Below are 22,411 nucleotides of genomic sequence, written 5' to 3'. Positions count from 1 at the left end.
GGGCTTCACGGACAACGGTGACGCCAACCCGTTCTTCTTCGATCGCGACAAGACGTCCGGCCTCTACAGGCTTTGGGCGGATGGCAAGCACATCGAGGGCTACGACAACTCGATGAGCGGCTGCTGAGGGCAGGCCGACCGGAACTGCTCTGGGGCGTAGGACGACCTGTCACCGGTGGGGCCGGCACGATGCGGAGTACACGCTCGCCAGGCTCTCCGGTCGAGACGACCCTGGGCGTCGGCCTCGGCCTGCAGGGAGGTCAGGATCCCCTCCCGGATACCGTCAGAGCGGCTCCCACCGTCCTTGCTCAGATCTCCCCGCCCCATGACCAGTACAACGAGCTGCGACGTTCACAAGAACCGCGGCACTAGCCGTTCGGGGGCTTCGGGACCCTCGGGTCGAAGGGCGCGGTGTCGAGGGGCGGGGCCGCCGGAGGGTTCGGGGCGCTCCGAAGGCCCGGTGGTGTCCTCCGGTGCGCGGAGCCGCTCCGCAGGAGCAGCTTGCCGACCGTCTCGGCGACACCGGCGGCCAGGGCCGCCGCACCCACGATGATCACCAGGATCACCAGGACGTTCCGGTGCTCGCGTGCATCGGGGCACTCCACCGGCTCCGGCGTGCTGGTGATGGTCATGCTGTCCTCGCCCCTGGTCATGATCGTGTGGATCCTGCTGTGGGACCAGAGCGACCCGCAGTCCCCGCCCTTCGCCTCGACCGGCATGGCGCCCCAGAGCAGGCCCCCCAGGAGCAGGACCGCCCCCATCACCGTCAACCGCACTGTACCCGCCATCGTTCTTCCCCCCGACGCGTCCCCGTAGCGCTCTGCTAGGGGGATACCGCACGGGCCGGGCGCTGTCAGCACCACGGGAGAGAGCTCCGGCGAAACTCGTCCATCTGCGGGTCCGGACGTCGACGCGCCCGTTCGGCGCCCCCGGGCCCCGCTGTCGGGCCCTGCCTACCGGCCCACTGCATGTTCAACGGTCGTCGCAGGCACGGGGGGAGTCCGATGCGCGGGGCGGAGACGTACGGGAGGCCTGGGGCCGGATGGTCGCGTTGTAGGACACGGACCATGACACCGCCCGGGGTGCGGCCGTGGTGGCGTTCGAGGTCGAGCTGGGCCTTGAAGGTCTGGTTGACGGACTCGATGGTCTGCCGCAACGGCTTGAACACCTCGGCGCCGGCTCGCAAGGGCTCGCCCTTGCGGGCCGGGCGAAGCAGACGCACTCCCCATTCGGCGAGTTCGTGTTCGAAGGCGCGGCCGTAGTACTGCCGGTCGCCGATCAGGGTCTGGCCCGGGCGGGAGAGGGCGAGGCCGGGTTCGGCGTGGAGCATGCCGAGCAGGGTCTCGCGCTCGTCGGCCTTCGCGCCGGTCAGCGCGAAGGCGACGGGCAGCCCGTGCAGGGTGCACACCAGGTGCAGGCGCAGGCCCCGGAAGAACCGGGAGTGGCTGGCGCAGTAGCCGTACTCGGCCCATCCGGCCAGGTCGGATCGCTTGGCCGTCTCGCGGGAGCGCCCGCACTCCACCGGCGTGGAGTCGACGACCCACACGCTGTCGGTCCACAGCGGGGTGTCGGTCGCCAGCAGGCGGTTGACCCGTGCGATCAGGTCTGCGGCCTTGCGCAGGCGCCGGTTGTAGCCCGACTGCCCGAGCAGGTAAGGGAACAGATGGCGCAGGTGGGCATTGGCGTGGCGGATCCACCGGCGCTCGGAGGTGAAGCCGAGCAGGGCCTGCATCACCGCGAGGGTGACCAGTTCGGCGTCACTGAGCCGGGGCGCGATGCCGATCTCAGGCCGCCACGGCGCCAGGTGCGGCGATTCCTTCAGCAGGTCGTCGGTCTTCACGTAGAGTGCGGTCGCGAGGGAGTCCAGGTCAGGCGTCACAACCGACCTTTGGACTCCCTCGCTTCATGTCATGCGCGCCAGCAAGCCCTTGGTATCACTCATCTAGGCGAGCGCGAACCGGTCGGCCTGCGACACCGACGGCTTCTTCGGCCGGCCCGCGGCCGCCGCCTTGCGCGCCTTCTTCACCGCGGCGGCCTGCACCAGCGCCGGGTCCTCCTCGATGCCGATGGCGACGAGAAGGTCCTGCTGCTCCTGCCACCAGGTTCGCGCGGGCGAGCCACGGAGAGAAGTAGCTCATCCCCACCCTCGTGTGTGACCTGTTGGTTGTGGTGGGCGTGAAATGGCCTCGGATGCCGAGTTGTCTGGACCTTTGGTTGGAGTGTTGGGGGCTTTGCGAATCTGTTGTTTGTTGTCACTGGGGGATCAGCTGGTGTCACTAGTCCCTGTTGACGGCGGCGTGTGGGGGCGGGGAAGTCGTGGGTGTCACCGGGGTGCGGATGTGTGGTGACATCAGGAGACGCCGCCAGGTGACATCATGATGCAGATCGCTTTGCCAGCCAGCATGGCGGGCTCCAGCCCTGGATGCCGGGTGGCCGGTGTTCAATACCGGGGTGGTGGACTGGGCACGCATACGTGACAGCAGTTTCGATGTCGATCGCGTCCCGGTGCTTCTGGCGCGGCTGGAACGCCGGGACGACGCGGATGCGTGGCAGGAGCTGGGCTGGCGGCTCGTCCTCGAGGGCGACCTGGTCTTTCCGGTCGGCTTCGCCGCCCTGCCGCGGTTGGTGAGCCTCGCGCCGCGCAGCGCGCAGGCGCGCGCCTTGGCGGGGCGGATCCTCGAGCGCGCGGCCGCGCACCACGGCTGCGACGACCTGCTGGCGGACTGCGCCGGCACGATCGCGGAGCTCGGCGAGACGCTGGACCGGCACCTGCGGTCACGGCCGACCGACTATCTCGTCTCCTTCCGTGCTCTGCTCGCCGTGGTGCAGGAGTACCACTGGGCGAACGCTCTGGAGGGCTTCACGGACGACATCTACGAGCTGGAGTGCCCGCACTGCGCTGCGGGGATGAAGATCGCCGTCGGCCGGTTCGGGTGCTACTCACAGGTGTGGGACGGCGACGAGGAACTGCGACGGGAACTGCGACCGGCCGTCGCCGAGGAGCTGACCGGGACCGGCCGGTGGATGTACCGGACCGCGGTCCGTGACGAGCAGGCGGTGCTCCCCGACGGGATCGCTCACCTCTTCGGCGACGCGGAATGCCCGGTGTGCGCCAGTGTCTTCAACATCGCGGACGAGTACACCCACGCCAACCGTCCGGCCGCATTCATCGATCGGGTCCCCTCCTCGGCCCAGGACACCGGAGCGGGCGCATCCCCCAGCCACCCGGCAGGCGGTGTCGGTACGGGGCCCTACGCTGCGCCCGGAACGAAGCCGAGCAGACAGGGACCGTGATGGCGTTGACGTTGGATGAGGCCGTGGAGCAGCTCGGCCACCGGTTGTCGCCGAAGCGGCGTTGCGCCGCGACGCGGCTGCGCCGGCTTGCCGACCCCGCGGCGGGTCCGCCGCTCCTGGAGGCTCTTGAGCGGGAGGTTCGTGACCCCCGTACGTGGGAGACCCAGTACCAGATGGTCATGGCACTGGGGATGTGCGGGCACCGCCCCGCGCTCGGCCTGCTCCGGGACCTTGCCCAGCGCCCCTTCGAGGCGACCATGGTGTACACCGCGCTCGGCGACGCCATCGTGCGGCTGAGCGCTCCCGAAGCCACAACCGATTCCCTGCGCTGGTGCCTGGACAGCGGAACCCCGATGCTCGCCGACGGCGCCCTGCGCGCTGTCGCCATGCAGTGGCTGCGCCCGGACACAACCACGATCGACCACGTTCTCGATCTCCTCGGCCCCCTGGGCCCCCACGATGGCCTTCGGTTCTGGGCCGCGGCCGCCGCAGCGGGATGGCCGGGCCCCCGGGTTCAAGAGTTCCTCCGGGATTGCGCAGCCGGCCCTCGAGCCGACGTGGCCAGTGCAGCCGCCTCGTCCTTGCAGGGCAAGTACCAGACCTACACGCCCTTGTAGCAACCCGGCCGATCCACGTTCGACGGCGCGCCGGTGGCTGTTCGCGGTCGGTGGCTGGCCTCATGGTTCCCGGAGCCCTGGTGGGGGCCGGTCAGCGGTTGGCCAGGTGGCGGGAGGTGAGTTCGACGTCCTGGAGCTGGGCGGTGGTCAGGCGTCGGGCTTCCCAGATGACGGCGGCCACGTCGGCGGCCCGGGAGTGGAGCGGCGGCAGGTCGTCCGGGAGGCGGATACCGCCGAGCGCCGCCAGATCGCGGGCGGGGATACCGAGCAGGCCCGCGAAGCCGGCGACCAGCTCGGGAGTCGCTTCGACGGTGCCACGGCCGATCCCGCCGACGGTGGAGGCCGACAGGTAGATCCGCCCGCCGGTCACCGCGTGCAGGGCCTTCGCCGTGCACGTCCAGGTGAGGTTCCGGCTGTGCGTGAGCTCCAGCAGCACCGCGCCGAAGCCCGGCTCGTACCGGTGGTACGGCCGGTCGGTCCCGCCCCGCCCCTCCCGCGACACAAGCGGCTGCGCCCGGATCGCGTCCAGCAGCAGCCGCCGGTTCTCGGCGGGCATGACCATCGTGTTGTAGACGACGGGGCTGACCGACCAGTGCGGATTGCGGGTGACCGGTGTCAGGTCGTCGGGTACCGGTTGCCCGGCGAGGACGAACAGGTCGGCGGCGTGCAGGCCGAGCACCGGCCCGAGACCCCTGAGCAGGCGTTCAGTCGGCGCCCGCCCGTCGAGTACCGCCTGTAGATCCGCCGGGTTGGCGCCTGCCGCCGCCGAGAGCACGGCGGAGTCGAGCACCCGATGGCCCATCAGGCACGCCAACAGCGCATCGAACTCCAGCACCCCAGTCATCCCGCCAACCTATCGACCTTGGCCTTGAGCGGGGGCCGGGCGGGCGTGTTGCGCCGCCCGCCCGCCCGGTTCGCCGGCCCTGCCGCCGTGCGGTTCGCCGGCCTCGTGCCGGCTGTCTCCCGCCGTGCTGCCCCGTTGCTGCGCCCTGGCCGCCGTCCGGGCCTGCGCCGCTGTCCGGTGTGCTGCGCCTGGCTCCGGCTTGGCTGGGTTCGCGTCATGCTCGGGCGGGGCTGCGCCGTTGCTCGCCTCGCTGCGCCGCCGTCCCGGCCTGGCTGGGCTGGGGGCTGGTGCTGGGTGGTCGTCAGGCCGCCCTGGGGGCCGTCCTGGCGTCGTCCTGGGTGGTTGGTGGGTGTGCGGCGGAGTCGACCGCTTCGCAGGCGCGCCGAGTCGGGCCTGCCGAGCTGCCTGGCGTGTGTGCGGGCGCGAGCGGCGTCCCCGTTCTGACCGGGAGGCCGGTACTTCGCGGCTGTTGCACTCAATGGTTGCGGAACTGCTCCCAGGGATCGCGGAGCGGGGCGTTCGGGTCCTTGCCTTCGGTGGACAGGCCGGCGTAGGCGCGCAGGGCGCAGTGCCCGGTCGGCACCTTCCACCGACTCAGAGCGTTCATTGCAGGGTATGGCCTGGCATCCGCGCCCTGGTCGGCGACGAAGCGCACGACACGCTGCTGCACGTCGCTCAGATCGCCGAAGGACTGCGGGGGTTCGGCGGGTTCGCCTGGGAAAAGCAGCGTGAACAGCATTTGCACTGTGTAGTACTTGTCGTAGAACCTCTCGACGCCCGTGCAGTCAGCCAGGCCGGCCAGCACGGCATCGACCGCCCGGAGCGTCGTGGCCTCGGACGTTTCGGCCAGGGCCATCATCGCGAGGCTGCCGTAGGAGCCGCTCAGGAACGACATCGTCCCGGTCTTCTCCGGCGGCCGGGCGACGACCTGGATCAGCACGTCGACGACGGCCGGACAGGCGATGCCGAGCCGCGTCAGCGCGAAGGCGGAGGCCCAGCGCAGCTCGACGATGGGGCTGTCCAGGTAGCTTTCGATGAAGGGGACGGTCGCCGGCTCGCCGAGCAGCCCGAGGGCGACCACTCCCGTCGCCGCGGCGCCAGGTGAGACTTCATCGGCGACGAACGCCTTCAGCAGCGGAACCGATATCGAGGCGAACTCGGGGAACCATGCGAGCAGGTTCGCGGTCTCGGCGCGCAGTTCGGGGCTATCCGAGGCAAGCAGGACGGCGAGTGCGGGAAGTGCTTCCCGAACGGCGTCATAGGAACGCACCACCGCTTCGGCGTCGATGAGTACTTGCTCGCAGCTCTCCTTGCGCTGTTTGCGCTGCACATCGTCCGCGGCTTCGGCTATCCACTGAGCCCAATCGTCGGCTTCGCCTCGCATCCTTGCCAGGTAGTCGCGGTCTTCCCGAGGGTCGTAGCCGTTCGGCAGGTAGTTGTTGTCCAGCCCGATCGCTATGGCGGCCAGCAGGCCGACGAACCGGTGCCTGTTGACCAGTCTCGGGTCGAGTGCCATCCGCACGAGGAACGGAACGGTGTGCACCGCAGCCTGCGATCGCGTGCCCTGGTGCACGATCTTGTTCGCGAGCAGCACGCTCGGCGGGTACTGGCCCTCCCAATCCCCCGCCTGCATGGCCCGAAGGTGTCCGGGTACGTCGTCGGCCATACCGTAGGAGTGTCGTAGTTGGGCCCAGGGCACATCGTCCAGGCCGGCAAGAGGGTCGCTGTCCGTCACAGCAGCAGATCCTGGCATTCCAGGAGTGCGTCCTGCGATTCGACGTCCGATCAGACGATGGCCATGCGATCGTCCGCGACCTGGGGGTTGGCGCTGGTGCGCTTGCCTATCCGCCCGGGCGGTTCGTCCTCGGCTGCGGGGTAGCCACCCGGGCCGCGCCGTCCTCGCCGTCGTTCAGGCCGTGGCTGGCTCCGGGCCCGGACTGGGCGTCCAGGCGCCGGAGGCGCCCTGGACGTCTCGGCGCCCCTGCTCCGGTCGTCGTCCGGCCCGTCCCGTCGTTCTGGCCCGGCGTTCGGTTTGGTGTCGCGCTTGTGGTGATTGCTCCGAGGTCGCCTCCCTCGAATTTCTCGACCGGGCTGGATCGGCGGTCGTGGTGTCGGTGGCGAGGGCCGTAGGCCCCTTTCTGGCGCATCCGAACTCGATTTCAGGGCGCTGCGCCTCGCGCGGCTTTCCTGTTTCGCATCGACAATGGATCGGATTGTAATTCGCATTCTCCCCCGTGGTGAAGCCTGACAGGGCTGTCGCGGGCAGTCTCCGAGAGGCTGGCTATTCGCGTCTCATGCCCGGTCGCAGGTAGTCAGGGTAAGACTGTTCGGCGCTCCAGGAAACACGCCCAGAACGCTGCCGGAACCGCTTCGGGTGCCGGTCCGGAATCTGCGGTTGAGGGCCCGTCAGGGACCGGCGTGCGGGGTGTCCGTGAGGGCCCCGCCACGGAGCCCCGGGCGGGCGAGCCCGGACCGGCGGGCAGGGAGTCGGGCGCGAGGGCCGCAGGCCCGCCTCCAGGGGCGTTGGCTGGGCCATCAGCCCAGCAATCAGGCGGCGAAACCGACCCCGAGAGGGCCGCCGAGTGGCCCCTGGTCACGGTTCTCAGCCAACCCGCCACACACGCCCACGCGGACGACTTTCCCCGTTCCCACCCCACCCCGTGACCTGGTGCGGTAGAGCACTCCACACGCACCCGCGTTCTCACCCGGACCCACACCCCACCACCGAGCCCAAGCCCGGCGCCGCCCCACACCCCCTCTGCCCCCGGCTCAACGACCCGTCAGACCTCTCTAACGCCCCGCCCCGCCACCAGCCCCGAGCACCTCGGCGAGCGCATCCTGGGACAGCCCCGCCCATCCGGCCACGTCTTCGACCCGTACCCCGGCCTCCAACGCAGCCCCCACCGTCTCCCGCACCGCCTCCTCAAGCCGGCCGATGCTGTAACCCAGGCCCTTCAGCAGCCGCTCCGCCGCCTCCGCACTACTGCCTCGCTGCGCCCCACGTAGCTGGATCAGCTGCTCCTGCGCGTCGTCCAGCAAGTTGCCGATCAGCGCACGCCGTTCAGGCGCCACCGCCGAGCGCCACACTGTCCCCGACCCCGGCAGCCTTGATTCCTTCGCCAGCGCCCGCAGCTGCGCCGCCATGCTCGTCGGCTGGAGCTCACGGCGCACCCACCACAACTCGTCCCTGTGACCGGGCGGCATGGCCACGCCGCGGCGCCGGCGGATCACCGCTCCCATCCAGGTGATCAGCGGCCCGCCGAAGTCGACCGCGGCCAGCGGCCCCGGCCACTGGCGCCCCACCCGCTCACCCAGCCGCCGGCAGAACGCCCCGTCCGCCGGCAACGCCCGAGGCCGCCCGGCCCCGCTGTCCTGCCAGGCCAACTCGGCCATCACCGGATCCAGCAGCGCCCGCGAGACCTCCACCACCTCCGGGAACACTGCCGCGTCCCGCGCCACTGCCCGCCACCGCCAGAAATCCCCGCCCGCGTCCCCACCCGCCAGGGCGTGCAGCCGCGTGGGCCACACTCGCTCGTCCGGCCACTCCAATGCCAGATCCCACCACCGGCAAACCACCGCATACGCCACCGCGAACACCTTCCCGGGCTCCACCCCCGCCCGCACCGCACATCTCGCCACCCGCATCCACCGCCGCTGCGCCGCGGCCACCTCGGGCAGGCCGCGCAGGTCCAGGTGCTCCAGAGCCTGGTCCGCGTCGGCGTCCAGCAGCCACCGCTCATGCTGCACGCACACCCGCGCCCACCGCTGCGCGTACCGCACCACCCGCACCGCCGCCCCGGTCCGCCGGGCCGCGCACGACCGGCACCCGAACGCCACCGGCCCCACCACCGCACCGCCCACCCGCCACACCGCCCGAGGACCACCCCCGCCCGCCCGCGCGGTCAGCTTCTCGTCGTCCAACCCCCACGCCGGCAACGCTTGCCCCAGCACGTCCTCGTCGACCCCGCACAGGCCGGCCAGTACCCGCCGTCCCGCCGCATCCAGCAGCACCTCGGCGTCCGCCCGCAGTGCACCGCTCTCGTGCCGTAGACGGTGGCCGCGCCATTGCCAGTGCGTCAGTAGAGCGGTGTCGTCCAGGCCGTAGCGGGCGGCGACCCGGCCAACCAACGAGAAGGTCGTTTCCCCGTCGATCGGAGAGACACGGAAGACCACGGAAGCCATGAGCCCAGCCTCGCGGAGAACAGCAGAACTTGAAGGCAGTTCCGCCTTCCCATCACCGCCGACTTGAAGGCTGCCCAGGAGACCAACGCCGCGCTGCGCCCGTGCTGGGCATCCCGGGCGATCCGTGGTGGGAGGACCGGGTGCTGCACCCCAAGCTCTACCCGGTGAGGGACCGCAGGGTGTGACCTGTTGGTTGCCCGTTCCTCAAGGACCGCGGTATTAGGTGAGCATTTCGCCCCGGCCCGAGCCGCCGACGGGCTGGGTCTCCGAGTCCGGCAGAGCGGACGCGGAGACCTGCCGTCAGGCCGCCTCCGTCTGGCGGTCGGCTATGCGTCGGCCGGAGCCACGGTGCTCGGTAGCCCCCCGACACGGTGGCAGGGGTCGGTCTGGTTCTCACCAGGCCGTCTCAGTCCCATGGGCTGGTGGGCACCGGGCCCGGGGCGATGATCACCGCGATTTCGCCGTCGCGGGCACGGCCCGCCCAGACCTGGCCCCAGCCTTCCGGGACACCGAAGGTCAGCAGGTCGGCCCGGCGTTCCTCGTCGCGGGCGAGCTCGAAGTAGCCCTCGCAGAGGTCGTCGGTGGTCCGCCCGATCGGTGGGCCGCCGAATCCGGCGGCGGTCACGTCGGCCAGGTAGCGGTGGAAGGGTTCGGTCAGCAGTTGCCAGGCGGTGGCGTCGGCGAAGCAGCCCATGGCGTCCTCCGCCTCGAACCCCGCGCCGGCAGCGCGCAGGGCCGGGTCCTCGCCCACGCCGAGGGCGAGCTCCCACGTGGCCACCGGCTCGTCGCGCACGCGCAGGCGCGTTGCGGCGCACTCCCGATGTTCGGTGTAGTAGCCGCCGGAGAGGTGGGGCCAGTTGGCCCAGGAGACGTCCACCGGGTACTCGCCGGGCGGGATGCGGAACGCGAGCTCGCGTGGCGGCCTGGTGATCCAGGGCGAGTCCACGATCAACCGGCCGCTCGGCAGCCGGATCGTGGTGACCTCCTGAACCTCCGCTATCTCGATCCAGCTGTACGGGGTGTGCGGATCGCCGCCGATCCGCAGGCCCGGTGTGAACAGTCCGTCGAGGTACTCGCGCGTCTCCGGCCTGACCTCGTCCATTCCCGCCCCTTCCTTCTCTCACTTCTGTGAACCCTGCTGCCTCGGACGATACGCATCTCCGCAGACAACCCCCGGTGCCGCGGTCCGCGCGTGAAGTGGTCCGGGGCCGGGCACGAGGCATCTTTCCCAGGCCAGCGGCCCGCGCTGCGAACGCTGCGCTGCGTCCGTGTTGGACGTGCCGGGGCTCGATCGGGGGGGAGGGCGGGTTCGGAGCTGGAGCTGACCGAGAAGGCCGGCCCGGATCGGCTTGAGTGCCCGCAGTGCGAACAGGCTCGCGCCGTCAAGGACTTGGGCCCGCTGGTGCTGCCCGCCCCGACCAAGCGCGAGCAGATGGCCGCACTGGTCTCCACCCCGGATGACCCCTGGTGGGAGGACCGTGTGCTGCACGCCAACTCTACCCGGCGAAGGGCCGCTGGGTGTGACCTGTTGGTGGTGGTGGGCGTGGAATTGTGGCGGGTCGGTGAATCGCTGGTTGGTCTTGCTTGTGGGCTGGTGTTTTGCGGGTTGGTTGAGAAGTTTTGGGCGGGTCTGACGGCATGCTCAGGTGTACGTGCTGGTTCTGCGGGTGTTGGAGGGTGGGGTGTCCGGGTGGTTTGACCTTTAGGTCTGTGTGATTGGTTGAGAATCACAGGGTGTTGTGAGAAGTATCGGGGTTTTCCGCAGTCCTGTTGAGAGCTCTTTTTGTGCCGGATGGTGAGCGGGCGGCGGTGCGGTAGGGGCGGCCGCATGCGCTTAGGTGGTGGTGGCGCGGCGTCGGCGGCGGAGGTCGCGTTGGGCTTGGGCGCGGGCGCATTCGCGGGAGCAGTATTTGACGCCGGTGGTGCGGTGCTGGCCGTATTCGGCGCGGCCGCGCTGGCGGACGAAGTTGCGGCCGCAGTTGTCGTTGGCGCAGCGGCGTACGGAGGCTTCCTCGGCGAGGTGGTTGTACAGCTGCAGGAATGCCACGGAGTAGATTGTCGGGTTGCGGTCGGCCAGGCCGCTGACGCCGATGCTGAACCGGCTGAGAGCGCTCTCCAGGATGGAGTCGAAGCTGGTGAGGCGGAAGTCGATGAGGACGTCGCGCAGGTGGTCGAGGGAGTGTGGCCATGGCGGGCTGTCGGGGTTCTGTGCGTGGAAGAACGCCAGCTTCTCGTCGGTCACTTCGGGTTCGACCAGTTCCTCCAGGCCGCCCTCGCGTTGACAGGCCAGCCATGTAGCGACGGCTTCTTGGGCCGTCTGCAGGTGCACCTTGACGAGATCGCGGTGGACACCCCCTAGCCACGGATCATCGCACGGGTCGAGCCTCGTCAGTTCGACGATGGCCTGGCGTTCCGGCTCGTCGTAGTCGTTGAGGTTCAGGTCCCTGCCATCCAGATCGAACAGCATCCCGTAAGTGGAGAAGGTCTCTGCCACGCCGTCGAGGTCATCGGCAGACAGGTCCATGAGTTCGCGCAGGTAGAAGTCGCTGGGCAGATGGCTCGTCTCCGTTCCCCGGGAGTCCTTGATCCTCCACGTGATCCAGTCGCCCTCGACTGCGATCTCCCTGGGCCCAAATGGGCGGAGGGGCGGTGCGGGGATGACGGTTCCGGGCCAGAGCGTGGGACGAAAACGTGGGTCAACGTATGCCGACATGGCGTCAGCTTAGCGGGTAGCCTCGTAGTACGGAAGTACCGGTTTTGGTGCTACGGAAGCGTGTTGAAGGGGAGGGCCACGTGGCTGACTGGACCCACCGCAAGGCGATCGGGGACCAGCACGAACAGCACGTCATGGACGAACTCGAACGCCGTGGCTGGACGGTCCATCCGTTCGGCCAAGGCACCTATCCGCCGGCGGTCCAGGCCGCGCTGGGCCTGACCGACTCGCCGCTGCGGCAGCTGCCCGACATGATCGCCGCGCGTGGCGCGCAGGTGGTGTGCATCGACGCCAAGACCTCGCTGGGCAGTACGGACTCCCATCGTTTCTCCGTCTCCCGCAAGAGCCTGTTGGCGGGGCTGCAGTTCACGGCCATCGGGGTGTCCGTGCCGCTGTACTACGTCTTCGGTGACCTGAGGGTCCTGACCCCGGCGGAGGTGGCGTCCTACAGCGGCTACGGGCATCAGCACCCCGGCGGCTCCTACTGCCTGGTGAGCACGGTGCGGGCGCATCGCTTCGATGACGTATTCGGCGCCGGCGACGGTTTGCGGCAGGCAGGCTGACGGCGCCGGACTGCTTGCGCTCCGAGCGGGTACCGGTCTCCCGCAGAACGCCCCCACTTCCGCCACTGTGTATCTACGCAGTTCAGGGCCACGACAGGGACCGAAGTGACTGAATCTGGGGATTGGGTGCACAACAGCGTGCGGCCTGGTCTCCAGCGCCGGGCAGGCCGCCGTGTGCCGGTGCGCTCCGGCTGCCGCGACGGTTTTCACCAGCATTGCGTACAGGGCCCGCGGCCTGAGTGTGTTGAGGACGCGCTGGCGGCGGTGCGCCGGAAGCGTTCTGATCCGGCTGCACTGCTCATGCTGCTGGTGGGTCTCCTGTCTCTGGGGGATCCGGACGCCTGGGTGCTGTCGGTGCCGACGGCGGCCAGGCGTCCGGCCCGGGCGAGACCGGCACGGTGGTGCCGGTGCGCGCTGCTGGACTGCTCTGCTTGTGGACCGCAGGCCTGGTTGGTGTTGGTCAGTGGGCTGCCAGGATGCCCGCGTGGTAGAACGGGCCGGCATCGTGGCTTCCCTGATGGCCGAGGGGATGCAGGCAGAGGTCCTCTTCTTCACCGACGTACGGGCACGGCTCGAGCACAGTGATCTCATAAGGGCCCTGGCTGCCCGGCCAGATGAGCCACCAGTCGGCCTCCGACACGCCCTCGTGTTCCTGGCTCTGCAGGAGGGCGAAGCGCACCGGGGTGGCCGGTCTCGAGCCGGCACCGCTGCTCCGTTTCCATCTCGTGGACGGCGTTCGGGAGGTCGTTGAGGCGTTCGGCTTCCTGGGCAGTGATCGCGGTGGTGACACCGCAGTGCGGGTAGCGGGGGGCGGAGCAGCCGCTGCCGTCGGGATGTGAGGCGGGCAGCGCGCAGTTGGCACATGAGGCGCCCGGGACCAGCTGGTAGCCGGTGGGATCCCAGCTGAGCCAGACGGAGGTGAAGGGCGGCTCCTCGTCGAGTGCGCAGGGGTCGACGAGGCCGATGTGCGGGCCGGGATGGTCCGCGAACAGATCGCACATGTAGTGGTCTTCGTCGACGAGTTCTCCCCCGGGCAGGCGGGCGAGGCGCGTGAAGTCGTCGTCTGTGAGGGTGAGGAAGGTGCGGCACGATGACATGCGACGGATGGTCGCACCAATCACTGACAATGACGCTGGTGTCGCGGAGAGTAGATTGATCGGCGGCCTTCGCGAGACAGGTACGCCTCTGCGTCCGGCGGCTCGGGGTGGCTGGTACCCGGCTGGTCCGGGGGATCAGTGGGTGTGGTGGTGGGTCCAGGTGGTGAGGAGGTCACCGGCCAGGGGTGTGAGGCGGGGTAGGCCGAGCGCGGTGGCGGCGGTGTTGAGGAATGCGCGTACGGCTGGGTGAGGGTGGCCGTGGTGGGGTGTGGGGAACATGGCGGTGGTGGCCAGGGTGCGGGCGAGGGTGACGGTTCGGGGTAGGTGACGGCGTCACGGGCCAGGAGTGTCCAGGAGCCGGTCACGGGCTGCACATGGGGGTTGGTGGCCTGGAGGAGGTGTCGGCGGTGCTGCCAGCGGGCGGCGAGGGTGGTGTGGGTGGAGTGGTCGTGCCAGCGGGTGGTGATCGCGGTGGCCCAGGTCCACGCGTCCGCAGTGTCTGTGCGGCGGTGTAGGCGTTGGTGGCTCGTGTGGGCGCGGGTGAGTTCGGGGAGCGCGGCGGTACCGAGGCTGTGGTGGGGGCCGGCGGTTCAGCGGTGGTGCTGGGGGCAGAGCCGGGCGTGGTCGGGCAGGTAGGCCAGGGCCCGGCTGGTGGTGCCGTGGGTGCGGCGCAGGGTGCAGGCGGGGCAGGCCTGCGCGGGCGTCTCGTGGGCCTCGAGCCGGCGCCAGGCGGCATGGCCGCCTGTGTGGCCGGGTCGTGCGGGGACCTGGGGGAGGTCGTTCAGGCGCGGCAGGGCGTGGGTGAGGTAGTGATGGGGGAGGCGGGTGAACGCGGCCAGGCGGTGCTGCGCCGTGTGGTCGAGGTGGAGTTCGCTGCCTCCGGGTGTGCGGCTGGGGCGGCTGCTCGTGGTGATGGCGAGGCCGTCCAACAGGTGTGCGGGCGCAAGGTGGTGGGCGTTGGCGAGGCGCTGCAGCCAGGAGGCGGTGCTCTCCGCGGGCAGCGGCCGGATGTCCAGGAGGGTGGGCGTCGGTGTGAGGAGGCTCGGGAGCGGCCGGGTGCCGGATACGGGCACGGCCCCCGGACCGGGTCCGAGGGCCGTGCGCGGACCGCCTGGGGAGGGCTGCGCCTGGTGCCCGGGGGCGGGGCAGTCGTCTGCCTCCGGCCCGGCGGTGGTTGCGGGCAGGGGGAGGGTGTTCACCGTCGCCGTGCCGCCAGCCGGGTGGGGCGGTGGTGTTCTTCAGCGAGGTGGTCGAGGGTGATCGCCTCAAGGGAGGTCTTGGTGATTTTCTCGGTGCCGTCGACGATGGCGGTGATCGCGGCCTGGCGGATGAGGCGGGAGAGGCTGCCGATGCGGCCTGCGGTCCGTTCGTGGAGGTAGGGGGCGAGCCGGCGCAGGGAGCCGGGGCGGTGGTGTGTGAGGTCGAGGGCGTTCTCGAACGCGGCCACGGTGGAACGGAACGGTGTCTGGTGGCCGGTGCGGGCGGGCAGGGGGTCACAGTCGATCAGCGAGGCGCGGCCGGCGAGCTGGGCTCCGCGCACACCGGAGAACAGCGGGGTGTCGGTGACGTCGACGCCGGCGTACACGAACGTCGCGGGAAGCCGTTCGGAGAGGTCTTTGAGGAAGTCCGCGGCCTCGGCTTCGCCCGTGGTGCGGGGGTTGAGGCGGTGGATCTCGTCCACCAGGACCAGGCTCACCCCCAGGCTGGTGTACATGCTGCAGACGGTCGCGGTGAGCAGGGCCTGGGTCATGCGCTGGCCGACCGGCAGGCCGACGAAGCGGGCGAACTCGGCGGCCAGGCTCTTGGCGCTCGCTCCGGGCGGCACCAGGATGTACGCGACCGGCGCCCGCCCGGGGACGGGAGTGTGGGACAGAGACCGTTGGTGCAGCTCGTAGGTTCGACCGACTTCCTGCAGGGCGGTGCTCTTGCCGGTGGTGGGCGGCCTGGTGACGATCAGCCCGGGGCGGGCGGCGCGCGTCCTGGTGGCGCCCGAGCAGGGTGAGGGTTCGCACGCTGGTGGTGATCTTGTCGAGGGCCGGTGTGCGTACGACGACGAACTGGGAGTGGTGGTGTTGGATCACTCCGAGGTGCGGTGAAGCACAGACGCCGGTCGTTGTCGCGGCTGCTGGGTCCGGCTGGTCGTGGTGAGGCCCGGGACAGGGATCCTGTGGGCGTCGTATATGGGAAGCGGCAGGTCGGCCGGCTCCGGCAGGATGGCGGGGTGAACTTCTTCTCCCGTCGTCGGCAGCCCCTCTCGCAGCCTTCCCCGGGCGTGGATGTCTTGGAGCGGGTCCGGCTGGCGGTTGCCGGGGCGCGGTCTCGGGACGGGGACGCGTTCGAGGAGTTGATCGCCGCGCTGCTGGCGGCCGGCTCGACCGGAAGCGCTGAAGACTCGTTCGAGGCGCTGCGCATGCTGACGGAGCGCCCGGCACTGCTGCTGCGCCTGGACGTTTTCATACGGCGGGAGTGGTGGCACCCGACGCGTCCCACCCCGCGGCCCGCCGAAGCCGACCCGGTCGCGCTCGTCCTCGCCGCCTCGCACGCCGACGGCCGCATCCGCGAGCGCGCGGTGCGCCGGATGCTGGACCAGCCGCACCCCGGGACGATGCCGTTCCTCGTGCTGCGCACCAGTGACTGGGTCCGCCAGGTTCGGGACGCGGCGAGCGCGGGCCTGGCCGTGCTGCTCCATGGCGACCCGCTGCTGGCCACCCCGGCGACCGTGCGCACTGCCCTGCTGATCAACCGGCGCCGACGCGGCGCATTCGCCCACGGCCAGTTGCTTGTGCCGTTGTTGACCGGGTCGACCACGGCCCTGACCGGAACGCTCCTCGCGGCCCACCAGGCGCCGGTGCGCCGCTTCGCCCTGGACGCCGTCGCCCACCGCCTCGGGCTCCGAGACCTCGCGGTCCTCGCCGAGCGCGACTCCGACCGCCGGGTCAGGGCCCGGGCCGCGGAGGCCGCCACCCGCCAGGCGGTGTGGACGGACCAGGCCGAGCTGCTGTGCCGGCTGGCCCGCAGCCGTCACGCCGAGGTGCGCGTCACCGCCCTCACGGGGCTGATGCGCACCGGCTCCCCGCAGAGCGTGGTGGCGTACCTCGACGACCCGTCCGCGCAGGTCCGGGCCTTGGCACGGGAGGCGGCGCGCCGCACCGGTACGGACCCGCTGACGCACTACCAGGCGGCCGTCCGGGCCGACGAGCCGCAGGTCGGGGCGGTCGCGGGGCTCGCCGAGACCGGTGGCCGGGCCGACGTCCCCCTGCTCGACGCGCTCCTGGACAACCCGGCGCCCCAGGTCCGCGTCCATGCCCTGCGGGCTCTGCGGAGCCTCGACGTGGTGCCCGTGCCCCGGGTCACGGCGCTGCTGCAAGACGACTCCGCCGCAGTGGTGAAGGAGGCCGCCGCGGCTCTCGTTCCCAGCGCCACCCGGCTGCCCGCCGACCTGCTGTGGGACATGCTCACCGACCCGCAGCGGCCGGCCGTGCGGCGTGCGGGCTACCGGCTGCTGAGCCGGCGCGACCGCCTCACCGCACTGCGCGCCGCGGTCCTCGCGAGCGGCGACACCCACCCCCGGCTCGCTGCCCAGGGCAGGACCGACGCCACCACGCGGATCCGCGAACTCACCCCGCACCCCTGGCTCACCCGCCCGGTCTCGACCCTCGACGCCGACCCTGCACAGGCCGCCGAACTGCTCACCCTGGTGGAGGAACGCCGCACCGTCCTCACCGAGGGCGTGATCCAGCTGCTGCACGACGCGCTTCGTCCGGTGCCCGGCAGCCGGTAGCCAGGTCGCAGGCAGGCGCACCTCGTGCAGCCCGCTCGTGTTCGGCGCAGGCGTTGAGGATGATCTGGTCGAAGCACGCGAACGCCTGGGAGCGCGGCCACGCCTACGCCCGCGCCCGGGCTGCCCAGCAGTCACGCTGACCCGCCCGAGTAGCTGCTCGAGCAGCTCGACGGGTCGTTCTGGCCACCCGCGCGGGCCCCCGCCCGGGCCGGCGGCAGTCTGCCCGCCCGCTGCCCGTTCTCGCCGTCCGTTCTCGCCGTCCGTCTCGGCTCCGTGTGTTCTCGGGGCTCGGGGTGGTGTGGTTGGGTGCCGTCCGGCCCCAGCGCTGCGCCCTGGTGCCTGGGCTGCTGCGCTCGCCGCCACCGCTGCGCCCTGGTTGGTGAGGTGCCAGGCCTTCGCCCGGCTCCGCCCGGGCAGGCAGGCAGCCTGTCCGCTGTCCTGCCTGCCTGCCTGCCTGCCTGCCTGCCTGCCTGCCTGCCCGTTCGGCCGGCCCGTTCGGCCGGCCCGTTCGGCTGGCCTGCTCGCCCGCTCGCCCGCCCGCTCGGTTGGCCCGCCGGTGCCCGGCTGGCGCGCCGGTTGCTTCCTGCTGTCCGGCCGGCCCGGCCGCCCCGCCGGCGGGCCTGGCGGGTGCTCGACTGCTGCGGCGCGGTCGGCGGATCGTGTCGTGGTGTCGTTGTGGGGTGGGGAGGGTCTGGCCGGGCTGGTGCCCGTCGGGCCCTGGGGCGGAGCCCTGCTATGTGGCGGCGGGCGGTTTGCGCGTTCTGGTCGGTCGGTGTCTCGTCCGGCAGCGGGCCGCGTCGTGGCCCGTGCCCGCTCCGGTTTGTTGTGCCGTCATCCGGCTCTGCTGCGTCGGCTGCTCTGGTGCCGCGCTGCCGTGCTCGGGACGGCCGCCGAGCGGGTCCTGCTCGCCCGCCCGGCGTGGTCCGCCCGGTGCGGCCCGGCCGGTGGGCCCGCCGGTGTCCGGCTGGCGTGCTGGTTGCTTCCTGCTGGCTGGCCGTCCGCTGGTTGTTTCGTCTCGTGGTCCGCGGCCGCCGGTTTGCCGGTCCGCCGCCCGCGGTCGCTGGCGCCGTGGTGCTGCTTGTGCCGGGTGGCCGCTGCGTCCGGTCGCGGCGCCGTGTTTCCCGCCCGTCGTTGGGCCTCGCGGTCCTGGTTGGCTGCCGGGTCCGGTCTGGGTGGTGTCCGAGGACCTGTTCGTCCGCTCGTCGGGTGGCCGCCTGTTGGTCGGTGCCGCTGGTTTCGGCTGGCCGGCCCGGCAGGGGCCCGGCCGCGGAGCAGTTGGAGGTGGGCCAGGCGGCGAACGCCGCGCTGCGCCTGTGCTGGACGTGTCGGGGTTCGGTCGGGGGGAAGGCTGGCCTGGAGCTGGAGCTGAGGGAGATGGCCGGTCCGGGCCGGTGGGAGTGCCCCGGGGTGCGTGCAGGCCCGCGCCGTCAAGGGCTTGGGCCCGCTGGTGCTGCCGGTGCCGACCAAGCGGGAGCTGGTGGCCGCGCTGGTCTTTGCTCCGGGCGGTCCGTGGTGGGAGGACCGCGTGCTGCACGCCCAGGCTCTACCCGGCGAGGGGCCGCAGGGTGTGACCTGTTGGTGTTGCGGGGTGTGGAATGGCCACTCACGCCATGTTGTCTGGACCTTTGGTTGTGCCTGTTGGGGTGGTGGGCCGGGTGATGGTCGACCGTGTCGTTAGTAACTATCTGTGACTGCTGGGCGGTGGTTGGGTTGTCTCGGCCTCCGGTTCGGTGACGGGGTTGTTTTCGCCTGTCTTTCGGGGGTGAATTCCATCGGTAATTCCCTCTGGTTGTTTTGGAGGATTGGTTTCTGGTGGTGGTCTGAGTTCGGGTTGGAATTTCGGTGGTGGGGGTGGTGGCGGTGTCCGGTGTTCGGTTTCGTCCGGGTGGAGCCGCCGGGCCCCGTGTCGTCCCGGGCGTGCTGCGCCCGGCTCGGCCGCTGCCGTCCCGGGTCCCGGGTCCAGGCCGTGCCCTGTCTGGGTTGTCTGCTGTCGCTGTCCAGCGGTGCGCGTCCCGGGTCCGCCGGTCTGTCCCGGCGCCGCTGGGGTGACCATCCGCGCGCCGGCTCCGGGCCGCGAGGCGCTACTGGAAGACCTGGAGGCGAGCGGCCTGACGGCCCCGCGGGTGGAGGTGCGGGCAGAGGCCTGGGACCGCCTGGAGGCGAAGGTCCGAGGGGTCAGGAAGGACCGGGCTCGAGCCACGCGGCTTTCTTGCGCCGACGGTCATGTCGCCGGTGACGGGAAGCCCAGAGCACTCCCAAGCCGGCCGTCAGTCCCCGCGCCCGCCGTGGTCCCGCGGCGCCTTCGGCGGCCGGGCAGCGCCGCGCCTGCCTGCCTGCTGAGGGGCTGTCCGGGGTCGTTCGTCGTTCCGCTGTCCCGGCTTGCTGGGCACTGCCGGGCAGCCGCCGTTCGGGCCGACCCACTATTCCTTGACGATCAGGCCTACCAGGATCAGCGCACCGGAGACGGCGGCGCCGGTCCGCTGGTGGCGGCTCCAGTTGTCCCAGCCGCGTACGCCCTTCGAGGCGACGAGCAGGCCCACCGTGCCCGACAGGAACACCGAGAAGCCGATCAGATGCCTCATTGCACCCCCCGTCCCCCCGCGGCCGCCGGATCTGCGACCCGTGTCGACTCCGACAGTCCCGCAGCGAAGCGTACCGGCGTCCCGCCAGCCCGCTCCCGGCCGGTGGCGGCCCGCTGGCCGGCAGGCGAGCTGCAGTAGCCCCGCGGGCCAGGTACTGGGCGGCAGCCGTCCCCGCCCCGCTGCGCCGCCGTCCAGGCCGTGCCCGCCGCTGTGCCCCTCGCGGACGGCTGGGTGGCCGTCAGGCCGCCCCGGGGGCTGTTGTGGTGGTGGGCGGGGTGCTGTCGCGTTGCCTGCCGTGTGGGGGGCTGTCGTGGGCGGATGCCCCTGATCTCCTGTGTGTGGTCCGGGCACGACAGGTGGGTGGGACAGGGCGTCGGGGTGGGGCCGCGGCTGCTGCTCGGTGGTGGCCGCCTCCGGTGTCGGCGGGCGACCAGGTGCTGGCGGTCGCCGGGAAGGCCGGCCTTCCCGGCGGGCCTGGTCCTGGTGGGTGGTGTTCGGCGGCGGGGTGGCCGGTGGTGGGGGTGCAACGTGGTGTTGCGGTGGGTGTGACACGGGGTCGTGTTGCGGGTCTGAACTGGCGTTATGTGGCCGGGATCGGGGGCTGGTGGGCGTGTTGCACTTCGTGATGCGCCGGTTGGCTGGCCCCGGTGGCTCCCCGCCGCCGCGGCCCGGTGCCGCGCCCTGCTGGTGCCGTTGCCGGGGCCCTGGCCGTGGTTCCGGCCGGCCGCCAGGCCGTCCCGTCTCGGCCGGCCGCTGTGCCCGTGCCCGTCCTGGCCGCCCGGTCAGCCGGCGGTCAGGTTGATCAGGTATCCGGGTTGGACCCCGTTGATGGTGCGGATGGCGGTGCCGGAGGACACCCAGACGCTGGTGGGGGTGTCGCTGGTGGGGATCTGGAAGACGCCGTGGACGGGGCCGGTGCTGTTGGGGTTGATGCCGAATGTGGGGCCGGTCTGGCCTTGGCTGTGCCAGTACTGCTCGTAGTTCAGGGCGTGTGCGGCGTCGTCCTGGGTCTGCTGGTAGTGGATACCGCCGACGTTGAGGGCGACGGTGTTGTTGGCGTCCCAGACCGCTTTCTCGGTGCCGACGTTGGTGGCGGTCATGGCGAGGACGCAGTACTTCTTGCCGGCCTCGGGCGTCGGAGTAGGGGTGGCGGTGCCGCCGGTGGAGTTGGCGGAGTAGGCCAGGACCTGAGGGTCGAGACCGTTGCACGTGACGCTGTCGACGGTCACCCGCAGCATGGTGGGCGGGGTGCCGTTGCTGTAGGGGATGGTCAGCGTGAACGGCTCGCCGACGCGAGGCTGCCCCAGCACCGGAGCCCCCACTGGCGCGCCAGCAGTGCTGCCAGCCGTAGAACCGCTGGGCACCCGACTCACTGACACAGATGGCACGCCGATACTGGGACTCGGTGTCGAAGGCGAGCTGGAGCAGGCCGCCACAGATACCGCCAGCAGTGCTCCCATCGCAGCCGCCATTCGCTTCATGGCCACGCGCACCTCCCGCGGGAACGTTTTGTCTCGATGGTGCGATACAGCCGTCTGCACCGCATGGCCGCCGTCACCGTCCCCGTCGCTGCCCCAGGCCGCACCCTGTGTTTGTCCTGGCCGCCGTGCTGGTCGGCCGCCAGGCCAGCCTGCTGCGCCCGTCTCGGCCGTCCGCCACTGTGCCTGTGTCCCGCTGGCCGCCCGGTACCGCCCCGCTGCGCCCGGTCCTGGTCCAGCGTTCGATTTGGTGTCGCTGCTCCGGGAATTGCCAGGTGGCGCTGGGTGGGATTTCTTAGGCGGTCTGGAAGGGCGGTCGCTGTGTCGGCACGGTGGGCCGCAGGACCATTTTCTGAGCGCCTTAATTGGATTCCTCTCCACTGCGCCTCGAAATTTTGTGGTATTGCTTGCCAGAAAGGAAGCCAGGGGGAATTGCGATTCCCGACGAGAGTGCGTCCCGATAGAGCCGGAATGGATGGTTCCCGTGAGGTTGCCTGTTCGCCTTCGGAACCCGCCATGGAACTGGTGGGATAGAGCTGTTCGAAATCCTGGGAAACGCGCTGTAAACGCCGCCGGGTAGGCTTCGGAGTCCGGTCCGGAGTGTGCGGTTGAGGGCCCGCCAGGGACCGTGACACGAGGCGTCCGTGAGGGCCCGCCATCGGGGCGGGGGAGCCCGAGCCGGACCGGAGGGCGCCCAGGGTTCCCCCGAGGGCCGCAAGCCCCGCCCCGGGGACGGAGGATGTGCCGCCAGCCCAGCAACCACAAGGCGAAACCGTCCCCGAGCACCCCACGGGTCGGGACCGGGGGAGGGCCCCCTGGGTGGGGTTGTGACTGATACCGGAAGTCCGCGACACATCGTCAACGACGAGGGGCCGCAGGCCCCGGCCGGCACCCCGCCCGTCCGGAGGGACGGGCTACTACCCGAATTCCGCGTCACATCGTCAACGCTCACCCCCGGCGCAGCCCGGGAAACCCTGCCGGCAAACCGGCCCGTAGGGCCGTGAAAACACCGGGCCCAGCAAGACCGGAAAGCCGCCCGATAGGCGGAGCGCAGCGACGCCCAAGCCCCGCCACCAACCACCCGAGCAAGCCCGCGAATTCGCCACCGGCGAATTCCCCCAACCACCCACCACCCGCCGAGGCGCAGCCGAGGCCACACCACGCACGGTGACGGCGTAGCCGGCACCCCCGCACCTGGCGGTGCGTCAGCACCGCCGCAGGGCCGCCAGGCCCTGCTTAAGCCGCAGGCTTCCGCCCCCA

The 22,411-nt window shown here is 71.2% G+C and carries 17 protein-coding genes; 4 read left to right on the top strand and 13 right to left on the bottom strand.

The genetic code is table 11. The annotated features are described in order from the left end of the window. Positions 1–368: 368 nt before the first annotated feature. On the bottom strand, positions 369–788 hold the full coding sequence (locus ACFYUY_RS33435) for a hypothetical protein (RefSeq protein WP_387906204.1): 420 nt from the start codon (positions 786–788) through the stop codon (positions 369–371). A gap of 65 nt (positions 789–853) precedes the next feature. After that, positions 854–1,879: an IS982 family transposase gene (locus ACFYUY_RS33430; protein ID WP_387906201.1), complete on the bottom strand. Its 1,026-nt coding sequence runs from the start codon at positions 1,877–1,879 to the stop codon at positions 854–856. Positions 1,880–2,451: 572 nt separating this feature from the next. Here ACFYUY_RS33430 and ACFYUY_RS33425 point away from each other — a divergent pair. Next, positions 2,452–3,294, top strand: coding sequence for a hypothetical protein (locus ACFYUY_RS33425; protein ID WP_387906199.1), 843 nt, complete (start codon positions 2,452–2,454; stop codon positions 3,292–3,294). After that, on the top strand, positions 3,294–3,911 hold the full coding sequence (locus ACFYUY_RS33420; RefSeq protein WP_387906325.1) for a HEAT repeat domain-containing protein: 618 nt from the start codon (positions 3,294–3,296) through the stop codon (positions 3,909–3,911). Before ACFYUY_RS33425 ends, ACFYUY_RS33420 begins: the two co-directional genes overlap by 1 nt. 91 nt (positions 3,912–4,002) lie before the next feature. Here the strand turns inward: ACFYUY_RS33420 and ACFYUY_RS33415 are convergent, their stop codons facing one another. From ACFYUY_RS33415 to ACFYUY_RS33395, 5 genes are all read right to left on the bottom strand, one after another. Continuing rightward, positions 4,003–4,755, bottom strand: a complete 753-nt coding sequence (locus ACFYUY_RS33415; RefSeq protein WP_387906197.1) for a hypothetical protein — start codon at positions 4,753–4,755, stop codon at positions 4,003–4,005. 475 nt (positions 4,756–5,230) lie between these two features. Then, on the bottom strand, positions 5,231–6,421 hold the full coding sequence (locus ACFYUY_RS33410) for a HEAT repeat domain-containing protein (protein ID WP_387906195.1): 1,191 nt from the start codon (positions 6,419–6,421) through the stop codon (positions 5,231–5,233). A gap of 1,124 nt (positions 6,422–7,545) precedes the next feature. Beyond that, on the bottom strand, positions 7,546–8,937 hold the full coding sequence (locus tag ACFYUY_RS33405) for a DNA-binding protein (protein ID WP_387906193.1): 1,392 nt from the start codon (positions 8,935–8,937) through the stop codon (positions 7,546–7,548). Between the two features lie 406 nt (positions 8,938–9,343). Beyond that, a complete protein-coding gene (locus ACFYUY_RS33400) occupies positions 9,344–10,039 on the bottom strand; it encodes a DUF4241 domain-containing protein (RefSeq protein WP_387906191.1) in 696 nt (231 codons plus the stop codon). A 732-nt stretch (positions 10,040–10,771) separates the two neighbouring features. Beyond that, positions 10,772–11,650, bottom strand: coding sequence for a hypothetical protein (locus ACFYUY_RS33395; protein ID WP_387906188.1), 879 nt, complete (start codon positions 11,648–11,650; stop codon positions 10,772–10,774). Between the two features lie 80 nt (positions 11,651–11,730). Between ACFYUY_RS33395 and ACFYUY_RS33390 the strand changes: the two genes are divergently transcribed. Then, entirely contained in the window at positions 11,731–12,213 is a 483-nt protein-coding gene (locus ACFYUY_RS33390; RefSeq protein ID WP_387906185.1) for a hypothetical protein, read from the top strand. A 587-nt stretch (positions 12,214–12,800) separates the two neighbouring features. Here the strand turns inward: ACFYUY_RS33390 and ACFYUY_RS33385 are convergent. The 4 genes from ACFYUY_RS33385 to ACFYUY_RS33370 form a co-directional block, all read right to left on the bottom strand. Continuing rightward, positions 12,801–13,310 (bottom strand): hypothetical protein, encoded by a 510-nt coding sequence (locus ACFYUY_RS33385; RefSeq protein ID WP_387906182.1) that lies wholly within the window; start codon positions 13,308–13,310, stop codon positions 12,801–12,803. 135 nt (positions 13,311–13,445) lie between these two features. Further along, positions 13,446–13,589 (bottom strand): hypothetical protein, encoded by a 144-nt coding sequence (locus ACFYUY_RS33380; RefSeq protein ID WP_387906180.1) that lies wholly within the window; start codon positions 13,587–13,589, stop codon positions 13,446–13,448. Between the two features lie 311 nt (positions 13,590–13,900). Beyond that, positions 13,901–14,383, bottom strand: a complete 483-nt coding sequence (locus ACFYUY_RS33375) for a TniQ family protein (RefSeq protein ID WP_387906178.1) — start codon at positions 14,381–14,383, stop codon at positions 13,901–13,903. 122 nt (positions 14,384–14,505) lie between these two features. Next, positions 14,506–15,225 carry an ATP-binding protein gene (locus ACFYUY_RS33370; RefSeq protein WP_387906322.1) on the bottom strand — a complete coding sequence of 240 codons (720 nt, stop codon included), beginning with the start codon at positions 15,223–15,225 and terminating at the stop codon, positions 14,506–14,508. Between the two features lie 357 nt (positions 15,226–15,582). On the opposite strand from ACFYUY_RS33370, the gene ACFYUY_RS33365 reads away from it, so the two are divergent. Then, positions 15,583–17,091 carry a HEAT repeat domain-containing protein gene (locus tag ACFYUY_RS33365; protein ID WP_387906176.1) on the top strand — a complete coding sequence of 503 codons (1,509 nt, stop codon included), beginning with the start codon at positions 15,583–15,585 and terminating at the stop codon, positions 17,089–17,091. A 2,420-nt stretch (positions 17,092–19,511) separates the two neighbouring features. Here the strand turns inward: ACFYUY_RS33365 and ACFYUY_RS33360 are convergent. Together ACFYUY_RS33360 and ACFYUY_RS33355 are read right to left on the bottom strand one after the other, a co-directional pair. After that, positions 19,512–19,673, bottom strand: coding sequence for a hypothetical protein (locus ACFYUY_RS33360; protein WP_387906173.1), 162 nt, complete (start codon positions 19,671–19,673; stop codon positions 19,512–19,514). Positions 19,674–20,455: 782 nt separating this feature from the next. Next, complete coding sequence (locus ACFYUY_RS33355; protein ID WP_387906170.1) at positions 20,456–20,983, bottom strand: hypothetical protein; 528 nt, start codon at positions 20,981–20,983, stop codon at positions 20,456–20,458. Positions 20,984–22,411: the final 1,428 nt, after the last annotated feature.

This window comes from Kitasatospora sp. NPDC004745 (genome assembly GCF_042873275.1).
Classification (GTDB): Bacteria; Actinomycetota; Actinomycetes; order Streptomycetales; family Streptomycetaceae; genus Kitasatospora.
The sequence above is the reverse complement of the archived record's forward strand: the minus strand, read 5'-3'. Positions and strand labels throughout refer to the sequence as shown.

Excerpts from the sequence above, each read along its gene's own strand:
- ACFYUY_RS33435 (WP_387906204.1), bottom strand. The coding sequence starts at position 788 with ATGGCGGGTACAGTGCGGTTGACGGTGATGGGGGCGGTCCTGCTCCTG.
- ACFYUY_RS33420 (WP_387906325.1), top strand. The coding sequence starts at position 3,294 with ATGGCGTTGACGTTGGATGAGGCCGTGGAGCAGCTCGGCCACCGGTTG.
- ACFYUY_RS33415 (WP_387906197.1), bottom strand. The coding sequence starts at position 4,755 with ATGACTGGGGTGCTGGAGTTCGATGCGCTGTTGGCGTGCCTGATGGGC.
- ACFYUY_RS33410 (WP_387906195.1), bottom strand. The coding sequence starts at position 6,421 with ATGGCCGACGACGTACCCGGACACCTTCGGGCCATGCAGGCGGGGGAT.
- ACFYUY_RS33405 (WP_387906193.1), bottom strand. The coding sequence starts at position 8,937 with ATGGCTTCCGTGGTCTTCCGTGTCTCTCCGATCGACGGGGAAACGACC.
- ACFYUY_RS33400 (WP_387906191.1), bottom strand. The coding sequence starts at position 10,039 with ATGGACGAGGTCAGGCCGGAGACGCGCGAGTACCTCGACGGACTGTTC.
- ACFYUY_RS33395 (WP_387906188.1), bottom strand. The coding sequence starts at position 11,650 with ATGTCGGCATACGTTGACCCACGTTTTCGTCCCACGCTCTGGCCCGGA.
- ACFYUY_RS33385 (WP_387906182.1), bottom strand. The coding sequence starts at position 13,310 with ATGTCATCGTGCCGCACCTTCCTCACCCTCACAGACGACGACTTCACG.
- ACFYUY_RS33380 (WP_387906180.1), bottom strand. The coding sequence starts at position 13,589 with ATGTTCCCCACACCCCACCACGGCCACCCTCACCCAGCCGTACGCGCA.
- ACFYUY_RS33360 (WP_387906173.1), bottom strand. The coding sequence starts at position 19,673 with ATGAGGCATCTGATCGGCTTCTCGGTGTTCCTGTCGGGCACGGTGGGC.